At 69.8% G+C, this 12,223-nt stretch carries 8 protein-coding genes; 4 read left to right on the top strand and 4 right to left on the bottom strand.

Features of this window, described 5'->3' with window-relative positions; genetic code table 11:
- Nucleotides 1-29: 29 nt before the first annotated feature.
- The 3 genes from AC069I_RS26715 to AC069I_RS26705 form a co-directional block, all read right to left on the bottom strand.
- Entirely contained in the window at nucleotides 30-1,367 is a 1,338-nt protein-coding gene (locus AC069I_RS26715; protein ID WP_478266619.1) for a deoxyguanosinetriphosphate triphosphohydrolase family protein, read from the bottom strand.
- 124 nt (nucleotides 1,368-1,491) lie between these two features.
- Nucleotides 1,492-2,355 (bottom strand): sigma-70 family RNA polymerase sigma factor, encoded by an 864-nt coding sequence (locus AC069I_RS26710; protein ID WP_478224809.1) that lies wholly within the window; start codon nucleotides 2,353-2,355, stop codon nucleotides 1,492-1,494.
- Nucleotides 2,356-2,364: 9 nt separating this feature from the next.
- Entirely contained in the window at nucleotides 2,365-3,279 is a 915-nt protein-coding gene (locus tag AC069I_RS26705) for a glycoside hydrolase family 16 protein (RefSeq protein WP_478266618.1), read from the bottom strand.
- A gap of 121 nt (nucleotides 3,280-3,400) precedes the next feature.
- Between AC069I_RS26705 and AC069I_RS26700 the strand changes: the two genes are divergently transcribed.
- Genes AC069I_RS26700 through AC069I_RS26690 form a run of 3 tightly spaced genes read left to right on the top strand, consistent with a single transcriptional unit; the run spans nucleotide 3,401 to nucleotide 7,852 of the window.
- Complete coding sequence (locus AC069I_RS26700) at nucleotides 3,401-4,111, top strand: GntR family transcriptional regulator (protein WP_478224811.1); 711 nt, start codon at nucleotides 3,401-3,403, stop codon at nucleotides 4,109-4,111.
- A 52-nt stretch (nucleotides 4,112-4,163) separates the two neighbouring features.
- A complete protein-coding gene (locus tag AC069I_RS26695) occupies nucleotides 4,164-7,559 on the top strand; it encodes a TM0106 family RecB-like putative nuclease (protein ID WP_478266617.1) in 3,396 nt (1,131 codons plus the stop codon).
- Nucleotides 7,556-7,852, top strand: coding sequence for a hypothetical protein (locus AC069I_RS26690; protein WP_478224813.1), 297 nt, complete (start codon nucleotides 7,556-7,558; stop codon nucleotides 7,850-7,852). The genes AC069I_RS26695 and AC069I_RS26690 overlap by 4 nt, the downstream gene beginning before the upstream one ends.
- A gap of 1 nt (nucleotide 7,853) precedes the next feature.
- Here AC069I_RS26690 and AC069I_RS26685 read toward each other — a convergent pair whose 3' ends face one another.
- A complete protein-coding gene (locus AC069I_RS26685; protein WP_478266616.1) occupies nucleotides 7,854-10,937 on the bottom strand; it encodes a BTAD domain-containing putative transcriptional regulator in 3,084 nt (1,027 codons plus the stop codon).
- A gap of 121 nt (nucleotides 10,938-11,058) precedes the next feature.
- Here AC069I_RS26685 and AC069I_RS26680 point away from each other — a divergent pair, with 121 nt between their 5' ends.
- The gene (locus AC069I_RS26680; protein ID WP_478224815.1) at nucleotides 11,059-11,928 is read left to right on the top strand and encodes an alpha/beta fold hydrolase; all 870 of its coding nucleotides are present in this window, start codon (nucleotides 11,059-11,061) and stop codon (nucleotides 11,926-11,928) included.
- The last annotated feature ends 295 nt before the right edge of the window (nucleotides 11,929-12,223 follow it).

The following is a 12,223-nucleotide window of genomic DNA, read 5'->3' as shown; positions in this document are numbered from 1 at the left end:
CGGCGACGGGCCCTTCGGCATGCCCACGTTCAGTTGAACCAGGTACCGAACATCGAACTCTGCGACCGCCCCGCCAACCGTTCGCCAAGATCGACCGTTTGTGCCTCGGTGAGCAGGCAGATGTAGTCGGTGACGGCCCTGGCGCACCGGGCCGCCTTGTTGTCATCGAAGGCCCCTTTCGCCTCATCGTCACGCTTGATGTCGCGGTAGATCACGCGGAGCTGGATGGGGATCTTCGGGCTGTTCGGCGACTTCTCCAGACACATGTGCAACCGGTCGAAGAGCGAACCGATGATCCTCTTCTGACCTTCCTGCTGGATGGCCAGCGGCGGCCTGTCGATCACGTAGAACCATGTGAGCTCCTTCAGCGCGGCCACCCGGTACTGACACTCTTCATCGACTTCGACGTAGGGGGCTTCGTCCACGAGCCGGACCGCGTCCACGAGCCTGGTGAGATGTTTGCTGGTGATCAGGTTCATTTGAACCCGGTTCTCGCGAGTGTCCCAGCACTGCGACTTGAGACTTTCACCGAACTCGCCGACGATCGCGTCGATCTGCTCCCGGAAGCGATATTCGTTGAAACCGTTGATCTTCTTCAACCGTCGGCGACCATGCTTGAGTATGCGGTTGTTGTCGATCGCGAGATTGTGCAAAGGGATCAGCCCGGCCCGGAAGTAGTCCTCGAGGTCGTGCGTCGCGTAGCTGATGTCGTCGGCCCAGTCCATCAGTATCGCGTTCGCGGATCTCAACTCACCGCGGCTGAAGTCTCTCGCCCACTCGAAGTCCTTCCGTTCGGTCTGATAGGCGCCCCATTTCTCGCCGTAGCCACGGTCGATCCACGAAGTCGTGGCCTTGGCCGAATCCCGCGGCTTGAGGCGCGGATACTTGAGGATGGCGTTCAGCGTCGCCCGAGTCAGGTTGAGGCCCATGTGTTCCTCCTTCCGCCTGGCCGGTTTCGTCACCACTCGGAAGGACTGCGCGTTTCCTTCGAAGCCTTCCAGCCCCGCGACCTGGGCGAGGCGCTGGTTGAGGACCTCCTCGGCGACGTGACCGAACGGCGGATGGCCGATGTCGTGCACGAGTCCCGCGGTCTCGACGACATCCTCGTTCAAATCCGATCCCGGTGGGAAAACGCCCGATTGAGCGCGCAGATGCTGCACGAGTCTTCGCCCCATCTGCGCGACCTTCAAGCTGTGCGTGAGCCGGTTGTGCAGCACCAATTGCTCACTGACCGCGGCGACCTGAGTCACTCCGGCCAGCCGCCGAAACGCGGATGAATAGAGCACTCGGTCCCGGTCGCGCTGATACGCGTCCCGATAGGTTTCCTTCTCCTGCACTTTGTGGCGCCGGGCAGTTCCTTCCGACATGGTCCCCTCCTCGTCCTGGCTCGAAGAGCCTTGAAAAGAAGGCGGACCACGACGAGGAACCGTTAACGACTCAAGCCACAGGGCGGGCCATCGGTACTCGTTCGCGACCGAACCGCAACCCGGGTCAATCCACCATCACCAGGTCCAGCCCCCGCAACCGTTCCCGATCCGCGATGACGTCGATCTCGCTGATCTTCCCGTCCACGAAAGCGAACGCGAGGACCACCGAAGGCCGTCCTTCGTCGGCCATCACGAGCCCCATGCCGCCGTTCACCAGCGCGAGCTGAGTGACCGCCGCCCGCACCGAAGCGGCGGCCGCACCACGAGCCACCGTGTCGGCTCCCCGCAGGAAGATCGGCGCGCGCGAGGGGCCCGCCGCCTTGTCTGCGCGGAGGACGACGTCGGGGTGCAAGAGTTGGAGGAGTGCGTCGAAGTCGCCGCCGCGGGCCGCGGCCAGGTAGGCGTCGACGACCTGGCGCCGTCGTGCGACGTCCGGTTCCGTCGCGACGGATCGGCCCTGGACACGGCGCCGGGCGCGGCTCGCGAGTTGGCGGGCTGCGGCCGGGGTGCGGTCGATCAGCGGAGCGATTTCGTCGAACGGCACCGCGAACATGTCGTGCAGGACGAACGCGAGCCGTTCGGCCGGCGCGAGCGTGTCCAGGACGACCAGCATCGCCAGGCCGACCGAGTCGGCCAGTACCGCGTCGGCGGCGGGATCGGCCGAGAAGTCGGCCGATTCGGCGAGCTGCTCGTCGAGCGGTTCTTCCCTACGATGATCGCGCGAGCGCAGCACGTTCAGGCACACTCGCGCCACCACCGTGGTCAGCCAGCCGCCGAGGTTCTCGATCTCCCCGGCGTCGGTGCGGTTGAGCCGCAGCCACGTGTCCTGGACGGCGTCTTCGGCCTCACTGGCCGAACCCAGCATCCGGTACGCCACCGCACGCAGCCTGGTCCGATGCTCCTCGAAACGCTCAGTCAGCCGATCCACGGCTCATATCTAACAGCCACCGAGATCGTCGGCGAACCGCACGCCCGAGGACCGGTACGACGCGGCCCGTTCGGTGGCGGCCTGCGGCGTCAGGACCTCGTTCTTCGCGTAGTAGACCCAGTCGACCTGCTCGAGGTAGGCACTCGTGCCGCCGCTGTGCTGCGTGAGATCGATGAACCACTGGTTGAAGTTCAGGGACATGTTCTGCCGCGGGTACACGTCGAACGGCCCGCTGCGGTCATGATCGGCCACCAGTGCGCCGTCGATGTAGTACCGCACATGGCCGCCGGACACGGTCGCGACGACGGAATGCCAGCCGTCGATGCTGCGGCGCTGGCTGTCGCTCTTGTTCTCGGCGTACCACGGATCCGGCGTGTAGGTGTGCCAGCTGGTCTGGAAGTTCACCGGGCCCGCCTCGCCCCAGCCGCCGTTCGGCAGGTACTCCGAGAAGTCCAGCTCGCTGTAGATCGGGTCGTTGTCGTAGCGGAGCGGGCTGATGGTGAAGAACGTCTGGTTGATCCGGTCACCGTCCGGGCCTGACACCGGCGCGTCGGAGAAGCGGATCCGGGCCGCGTAGGTCCCCTCGAAGAACCGCCGGTCGGGTTGCATGATCTCGGTTTGCGTCGTGCCCGCGGGCGTGCCGTCGGTGGTGGAGGCGAGCTGCAGCACCTTGTCCCCGTCGGACGTCGGGAAGGTGATGCCCTCCGGAGCCCAGCGCGCACCGCCGACGCCGGGGCCGCCGGCGCCGGAACGCACCTGCCAGCCGTGCCGGCCGAGGAGCCCGTCGGTGTGCGAGCCGTAGTGGAAATCGTCGAACAGTGCCCCGCAAGCGGCCGCTCCGGCCGCGGCACCCGGCGCCACCGCCAGTGCGGCGACCGATAACGCCGCGACGGCGGCGACGCGAAACTTCCCTGAGGTCGACATCGTCGTCTCCTTTACCACTGGTCAGTTTCTTTCACCGTCTCCCCGCGAAGTGGTAAAGTCAATAGGTCTAGACAACTTGTCCACCAGCCAATTCACGCTGACCACTGGGTAGGCTGTGGTCATGCGGCGAACAGAGGTCAAGGACCGGCTCCGCCAGCTCATCGAGCGGCGGCAGCCGGGTGAGGTCCTGCCTTCCGAACGCGCGCTGAGCAGTGAAATCGGCGTCTCGCGCCCCACCCTGCGAGCCGCGATAGACGAACTGGAGCGCGACGGCCTCGTGGTCCGCGAGCACGGCCGCGGCACCTTCACCGCTCCGCGCAAGATCTCCCAGGACCTCGTTCCCGCCACCGGCGGCGAGCAGTTCGCCCCACCCGCCGAGGGGCACTGGACCAGCCGGGTGATCGAGTTCTCCACCACGCCGGCGGGCGCCCGGCTCGGCAAGCGCCTCGAGGTCTCCCCCGGCCACACGCTGGTGGCCGTCACCCGCGTCCGCGTGGTCGAAGACGCGCCGATGGCGATCGAACGGATCCTGGTCCCCCGGGATCTCGTGCCGGACATCACGGCCGCGGGCTTCGAATCCGGTTCGTTCTACGAACTGCTCCGCACCCGGTACGAGGTCGTTCCCGCGACGGCCGTGCAGATCATCGAGCCGACCGTCACCGACCCCGACGAATCCGGCCTGCTCGGCGTCCCGCAGCATTCCCCCGCGCTGCTCTTCGAGCGCACCACCCGCGACGCGGGCGGCCGCGTGATCGAGTACACCCGCTCCCTCTACCGGGGCGACCGCTACCGGATCACCTCACATCTGAAGTTCGACCACACCTCCGGCTGACTCCGGCGCGCCGGGACCGTCCATCCGGGAGTCCGTGCGAGACTCCCGGGCGATGTACACCCCGTCCGATCTCGCCGACCTGCTCGAATGCGAGCACCGCAGCCTCCTGAACCAGGCGCTGGCCGCCGGCCTCCCGGGAGCGCCACGGCCGGGCTCCGGGCCGGATCAGCTGGCGGTCACGCACGGGCGCGCGCACGAGGCCGCGACGCTGGACAAGCTGCGCGGCGAACGGAGCGCCGTCGTCGAGATCGACGAACGCGACCCGGTCGTCGCCGCGAAGGCCACCGAAGAGGCGCTACGGGCCGGCGCGCCGGTGATCTACCAGGCGGTTTTCCACGACGGCGAGTTCTCCGGCCGCGCCGACTTTCTGATGCGGGACGACGAAGGCCGCTACGAGGTCTATGACACGAAGCTGGCCAGGCACGCGAAGCCTGCCGCGGTCGTCCAGCTGACCGCGTACGCCGACGCGTTGCGCCGGGCGGGCTGGCCCGCCGGTCCTCGGATGCATCTGCTGCTGGGCGATCACAGCACGCGGTCGTTCCGCGTCGACGACTTCCTCCCGCTGGTAAACCGGCTCCGCGCCCGGCGACGGAACCGGCCGCCGACCCTGCCGGTCCCGCTGTGGGCCGACGAGCGGCCCGCGTGCGGCGGCTGTTCCTACGCCGCGCACTGCGCGAGCGCCCGCGAGGCCGATCGCGATCTTTCGCTGGTCGCGGGGATGCGCGGCGACCAGCGGCGCAAACTCGTCGCCGCGGGCCTCGGCACCATCGACGCGCTCGCGGCCGCCGCTCCGGAAGACCGGCCGCGCGACATCTCGACGACGTCGTTCACCACGCTGCGCGCCCAGGCCGCGATCCAGGTAAGGCAGGACGCCACCGGGCAGATCGCCTACGAGGTCATCGATCCGGACGCGCTGGCCGAACTCCCGCCACCCGCGCCCGGCGACGTGTTCTTCGACATGGAAGGCGACCCGTACGCCTTGGCGGGCGAGGGGCTCGAATACCTCTTCGGCGCCGTTACCGTCGAGGAGGGCACGAAGTTCACGTCGTTCTGGGCGCACAACCGGTCGCAGGAGAAACGGGCCTTCGAGGAGTTCGTCGACTTCGCCACCGCGAGGCTCACGGAGCATCCCGGTTCGCACGTCTACCACTACGCCCCGTACGAGGTCACCGCGATCAAGCGGCTCGCCGCCGTGCACGGGACCCGCGAGGACGCCGTCGACCACCTGCTGCGCAGCGGTGGTCTGGTGGACCTGTATTCCGTGGTGCGCAAGGCACTCCGGGTCTCGCAGCGGTCGTACTCCATCAAGTACCTCGAACCGCTCTACATGCCCGAGGCCCGCGACGGCGACGTCAAGACCGCGGTTTCGAGCATCGAGGCCTACGAGGAATACCTGGCACTCACCGCCTCCGGTGAGACCGAACACGCGGACGAAGTGCTGCGCGGGATCGGCGACTACAACGAATACGACTGCGTCTCCACGTTGCGGCTCTTCGAGTTCCTCCACAAAGTCCGCGTGGAGGAAGGGATCGCGCTCGCCGAGCCGCCGGAAGAGTCCGATGTGGACGCGCTGCTCCGGCAAACCGAGGAGGACGTCGCCGCCCAGAAACGCGCCGAACGTGCCGCGCGGCTGGCCGCGCTGGTCGATCCGCTGCTGGACGGGCTTCCCGACGATCCGGCCGAGTTCACCGGAGAGGATCGCGCCCGCGCGCTGCTGGCCGCGTCCGTCGGCTACCACCGCCGCGAGACGAATCCGGCGTGGTGGGAGTACTTCCGCCAGCTGGCCGCCCCGCTCGGCGATCTGGAGACCGACAACGCCTGCACCGTCCCGGTCTCGTTGGAGGCCGGGGAATGGGTGCCGCCGTCGGGCCGGGTCCGGAAGGCGAAGCGCTCGCTCGTGCTTCGCTGCGACCCGGACCGGCCGCATCCCTTCGCCCCCGGCGACGACGTCCGCCTGCGGTACGGAGCGGCCGCGAGGGACGCCAAGGTCGTCTCGGCCACCGCCGTCGAGCTGACCCTGGAAGAGAGCTGTCCGCCCGACGAGACCACCGCCGACCGGCCGGTCGCGGTATTGCCCGGGAGCCCGGTCCGTCCCTCCCCCAAGGACGACGCGGTCGCGGATCTCGCCCGCCTCGTCGTCGACACGCTGCCGGTGCTGCCCGCCCATCCCGGCGTCGATCTCCTCCGGCGTACGACGCCGCGGCTGCGCGACGACCGGGGCTTGCCCGAACCCGGGCCGGACCTGGTGACCACGGTGATCGAGGCCGTCGAGGCGCTCGACGGCTCCACGCTCGCCGTCCAGGGCCCGCCCGGCGCGGGCAAGACGTACCTCGCGGGCAGGCTGATCGCGAAACTCGTGCGCGCGGGCAAGACGATCGCCGTCACGTCGACCAGTCACAAGGCCGTGGAGAACGTGCTGTCGGCCGCGCTCAAGAACGCGCCGGATCTGCCGTGCGCCAAACGCGCCAAGCGGACCCCGGATCCAGCCGCGCCGTGGGAGCAGCCGAAGACCAATCCCGCGCTGGTGAAATGGCGCGAGGAGCACGACACCGGACATCTGGTCGGCGGGACGGCTTGGACGTTCGCGAACGCCGCGATCCGGGAAGAGCCGTTCGACCTGCTGATCATCGACGAGGCGGGCCAGTTCGCCCTCGCCGACGCGCTCGCGGTGTCGATGTGCGCCAAGAGTCTCCTGCTGCTGGGCGATCCGCAGCAGTTGCCGCAGGTCGTGCAGGGTACGCATCCCGCGGGCGCCGAAGCGTCCGCGCTCGGACACCTGATCGACGAGGTGGACATCATCCCGGCCGAGCTCGGGTACTTCCTCGACGAGACCCGCCGGATGCATCCGGCCGTCTGCGCGCCGGTGTCGCGGCTGTCCTACGCGGGCCGCCTGCACTCGCATCCCTCGGCGGCCGAGCGGTCGATCGACGGCGTCGAAGCGGGCCTGTACCTCGCCGAGGTCGACCACCACGGCAACACGACACGGTCGATCGAGGAGGCCGAGGCGGTCACCTCCCTCGTCGCCGAACTCCACGGCCGCGCCTGGACCGATCACGGCGAGCCCCGGCCGCTCGGCGACGAGGACATCCTGGTGGTGGCGCCGTACAACCTGCAGGCCAGGGTCGTGGCCCGCGCACTGGACCAGGCCGGGCACCCCGGCGTCAGGGTGGGCACCGTGGACCGGTTCCAGGGGCAGGAGGCGCCGGTGGTGATCACCACCATGACCTCGTCGTCGGCCGTCGATCTGCCGCGTGGCCTGGACTTCCTGCTCTCCCGCAACCGGCTCAACGTGGCGCTCTCACGGGCGCAGGCGCTCGCGATCGTGGTCTGCTCGCCGCGGCTGGTCGAAGCCGACATCCGCACGGTCGACCAGATGCGGCTGGTTTCGGGCATGCTCGGGTTGATGACCGAAGCCGTGCCGTGGCACGCAGGATGGAGTGGACGATGACCGAGAACAGCCCGGACAAAAAGCCGGAGATCCTCGACGCCGAGATCGTCGAAGAGACCCCGGCCGCGCCGGTCGAGGTCCCGGAGCCGGATTACAGCGAGAGCGGCGTGCCCTCGTTCGACCACGTGCGGGACCGGATCGAGCAGCGCTACACGACGTCGCTGGGCTCGACCGAGCTCGCCGGGCTCGGCGGCAAGGAAGACGTCGCTTCGCTCGACAAGAAGATCGCCGACCGCGACAAGGCCGCCAAGGACAAGCTGGCCGAGATCCGCCGCGCGATGCGCGAGCAGTGAGCTAACCCCAGTGCGGTGAACCGGCCTTCACCGCGATTTCCCGCACCTTCCGATAGTGCTCGGCGGCCGCTTCTCGCAGGCCGAGGGCGGTGGCCAGCTCGCCGAGGTAGTACGCGACCGGGCGGAGGGTGAGCATCCCGCTCCCGGCGCCGGCGATCTCCCCTTCGGCGGGCAGGAGTTCGGCGTACAGGCGTTCCATCGTCGTCCGGTCACCGAGTTCGAGCGCGACGACGGCGTGCAGACAGGTGCGTGCCTCGAACAGCAGGTCTCTTGGCGAATCCGGGATCGGGAGCACCGGGCGGCACCAGCTTTCGTAAGCGCCGTAGTCGTCTTCCAAGGCTTCCGGCGGCAAACCACGCTGGATCCGGTCGCAGTACAGCGCGAGCGCGAGGATCCCGTTGTCCACACCGGACATGGCCGTTCCCGCGAGACCCGCCGCCGCGGCGCGGTAGGCGGCTTCCCCACCGGGACCGGTCATCGCGGTCCGCATCGCGCGATGCCACCGGGTGAACACGCCGACGAGCGGAAGACCGTATCGCTCGCCGAGTTCGTCCGCCGACGCGGCGTGCCGGTCCGCGGCGGCGAAATCCGCGAGCGCGCTCTTCGCCTGCAGGAGCACGAGGTGCCCGAGCACCTCGAACGTCACAAGTCCGTGCCGCGCGGCGAGGTCGACCAGTTCGGCGCCGATCGCGGCCCGCTCGGGGGCGAGACCGGCGCGGTCGAAGGACTGCAGGAACCGGGCGTTGAGCGCGAACGCCAGCAGAGCCGGATCTTCCAGCCGCCGGGCGAGCTCCTCGGCTTCCCGGGCCGCCTCGCGTGCCCGCGGTCCACCCGCGTTCCGCATCTCGACGGCGAGGGTCGCCAGCAGACGGCACCGCTCGGCCATGTGTTCGGCGGGCAAGGCGGCGAGGGTGCGCTCGACGGCTTCCGCGATCCGGGAAGCGAGTTCCCTGTCGTCGCTTTCGGTCCAGCTGGCGGGGACGTCGAAGGCACCGATCACCCGTGCGGTCAGCAGTGGATCGTCCAGCTTTTCCGCCAGTTCCAACGCTTCGGCTCGATGTCGCCGCGACTGGCCGAGCCCGCCGGCGACCGCCGAAGCGCGGGCCTTGCCCATGATCAGCTCCAGCCGCTTCGCCGTGTCGGAGGCGCCGGAGCGGTCGTACGCGGCGAGTGCGGCGTCCCAAAGGCGTGCCGCTTCCGTTGACGCGAAACGGTTCTCGGCCCGTTCGGCGGCGGCCTGCGCGTACCGCGCGGCACGGTCGTCGTGCTCCTCCGACAGGAGGAAGTGGTGCGCCAGGGCGTCGACCTCGTCCGGGCAGAGATCTTCCAGCGCCTCGGCGATCTCACCGTGTTCGCGGGCGCGCCGTGAACGGGAGAGATCGTGGTAGAGCGTGTCCCGCACGAGCGCGTGCGCGAACCGGAACCGGCGCGGCGCCCGCTCGGTCAGGAATCCGCGCCGGACCGCGATCTCGGCGGCGTCGAGCGCGGTCTTCCCCACCAGGGTTTCGAGAACGTCCAGATCGACGTCCGTCCCGATCACCGCCGCCCGCCGCACCACGCCGCGGACGTCGTCCGGCAGCGCGTCCACCCGGTGGCGGACGACGTCGCGGACGCCTGGCGGTACCGCGTCCAAGGCGGCCGCGCCTTCGGTGGCCAGCAGGCGAGCGAGTTCACGGACGAAGAACGCGTTCCCGCCGGTGCGCCGATGGAGTACCGCGGCGGTTTCCGGATCGATCTCTTCTCCGGTCGTGGCACGGACCAGGCCGGCGACCTCGGTCTCGGGCAGGCCGCCGAGATAGATCCGGGCCGGCTCGTGGCGAGCGGCCCTGGCGAGGAAGTCCGTCAGCCGGGCGGGTGGGTCGGTGCCGCGATAGGTCGCGATGATCGACACCGGTTCGGCCAGCACCGAGGTCAGCAGCGCCAAGGTCTCTTCGCCCGCCCAGTGCAGGTCGTCGAGGACGAGCAGGAGCGGCGCGGCAGCGGACAGATGAGCCGCGACGGCGCGATGCCACCGCCAGCGCGCGGCCAGTGGGTCTTCGGTCCCCGGCTCCGCCGTCGGCGCCGGGCCGTACCCGGCGTCGGCGAGCGTGGCCAGGATCCGGGTCCAGGCGTAGGCGGGCGGCGCGCCCTCGTCGTCGGGATCGCTTCCCCACGCCGTGGTCCAGCCTCGCGCGGCGAGGCGTGCGGAGAACGCTTCGGCGAGCGCGGTCTTCCCCACCCCGGCGTCGCCGGAGACGAGCACCAGCCGAGACCGCGTCACGGCTTCTTCGAGCTCGGCCAGCTCCGCGTCGCGCCCGACCAGTGGCCGCTCGGCGATCTTGGGCGCGGACGGCTCCAGCCGAGGCGCTTGCGCGAGGATGTCGGCCTCCAGTTCCCGCAGGCCGGCGCCGGGATCGATGCCGAGTTCGTCGGCGAGGTGTTCGCGCGCCGTGCGCAACACCGCCAGCGCGTCACCCTGCCTCCCGGCGCGATAGAGCGCGAGCGCCAGAAGCCGGGAACCGTTCTCCCTCAGCGGATGCGCACGCACCAGCCCTTTCAGCCCCGGGATCGCCTCGGCGGCGCGCCCGAGCGCGAGGAGCGCATCGGCACGGAGTTCTCCCGCCAGCGAACGGAGTTCGGTCAAGCGGGAGACTTCGCCGACGGCCCAGCCCTCCTCGGCGAATTCTGCGTACGCGGGGCCGCGCCAGAGCGCGAGCGCTGTGTCCACTTGCGACAGTGCCGCGTCCGGCCGCCGGGCGTCGAGCAGTTCACGGGCCGCTGCGACGGCGGTCTCGAAGTCCCACGCGTCGACGGAATCGGCGCGCAGGGCGTAGCCGCGGGCGACCGTGACGAGCAGCCGCGCGGGCTCACGGGGCGCGCGATCCGGCTCGAGGGCGCGGCGCAGGGCACCGACGAACGTCTGGACGGCGCCGACCGCGCCCTCGGGCGGGCGTTCCCACAGGTCGTCGACCAGGCGTTCCACCGGCACGACCCGGCCACGGGCGATCAGCAGCCTGGCCAGCACCGCGCGGTGCCGCGGGCCCTTGAGCCCGGCTTCGCCCCGCGCGTCCTCGGCCACGAGCGGACCGAGCACCCCGAACCGCATCGTCACCTCCTCGCTGCACCGACGGTGATCATCGTGCCCCGGCCGCTCGGTCGCCGCTGACCGGGTGCTGATTCGAGCCGGGGACGCTGGCGATCGTCACGGAACGACCAGGAAGGTACCCATGCGCATCACCGGATTCGACTACCAGCGCGTGCCCGTCGCGGACGGCGTGGCGATCAACGTCGCCGTCGCCGGCACGGGCAGCCCGATCGTGCTGCTGCACGGTTTCCCCGAGACCCACCTCATGTGGCGGCACGTCGCGGCGGATCTGGCGGCCGACCACACCGTCCTCTGCCCTGACCTGCGAGGATACGGCGAAAGCGACAAGCCCGCCGACACCGGCGAGACCTACTCGAAGCGGTCGATGGCGGACGATGTCGTCGCCGTCGCGAAGGCCTTCGGTCACGACCGGTTCGCCCTCGCCGGGCACGATCGGGGCGCGCTGGTGGCGCTGCGCGCCGGTCTCGACCACCCGGACAAGGTGAGCCATCTCGCGATCCTCGACGTGCTGCCGACGCTGGACATGTGGGACGTCCTGCACGGCACCACCGCCGCGGTCGGCTTCCACCTCTTCCTGATGGCCCAGCCGCCCGGACTGCCCGAACAGCTGATCGGCGCCGCTCCCGACGCGTTCTTCGGTCACTTCCTCGACGCGTGGACCCAGCGCGGCGACGCGATCCCGGCCGACGTCCGGGCCGCGTACCTGGAGGCGTCACGGAACGCGGTGACCTCGATCGTCGCCGACTACCGCGCGTCGGCCGGCATCGACGTCGAGCACGACCAGGCGGATCGCGCGGCGGGCAACCGGCTCACGATGCCGCTCACCGTGCTCCAGCAGGATTGGGGCGCCGCACTGGGCTACGACGCCGTCGCGCTCTGGCAGGCGTGGGCGACCGACTTGGACCATCGGACGGTCACGTCGGGGCACTTCATGGCCGAGGAATCACCGGCGGAGGTGGTGAAGGCGCTGCGGGACCTGCTCACGCGCTAGGCCGGCTACCAGGCAGAGGCGACGCGCCGCCAGTGTCCACAAAGGGTCGTGAGTGATAATGATCGTTCTATAGAGGGGTAAGGCAAACGTGGCGTGCCGGAGTTGGCGGCAGGAGCGGGACTCGCCGACCAGGCACCTTCCAACTGTTCATAACGGACTTTTCCGCGGTGACAGTGTCCGACTTGGGTGATTTGCACGGTTCGGCGAGGGGTCGTGGGGGGGGTTTTTGGGTTTCGCCCCAAACACCCCCCCCGACCCCCCTTTGGCACCGCCCACCCGGGAATCAACCCGAAAC

The sequence above is a fragment of the Amycolatopsis sp. NPDC043885 genome (assembly GCF_056435685.1).
This window is presented reverse-complemented; position numbering and strand designations above follow the sequence as displayed.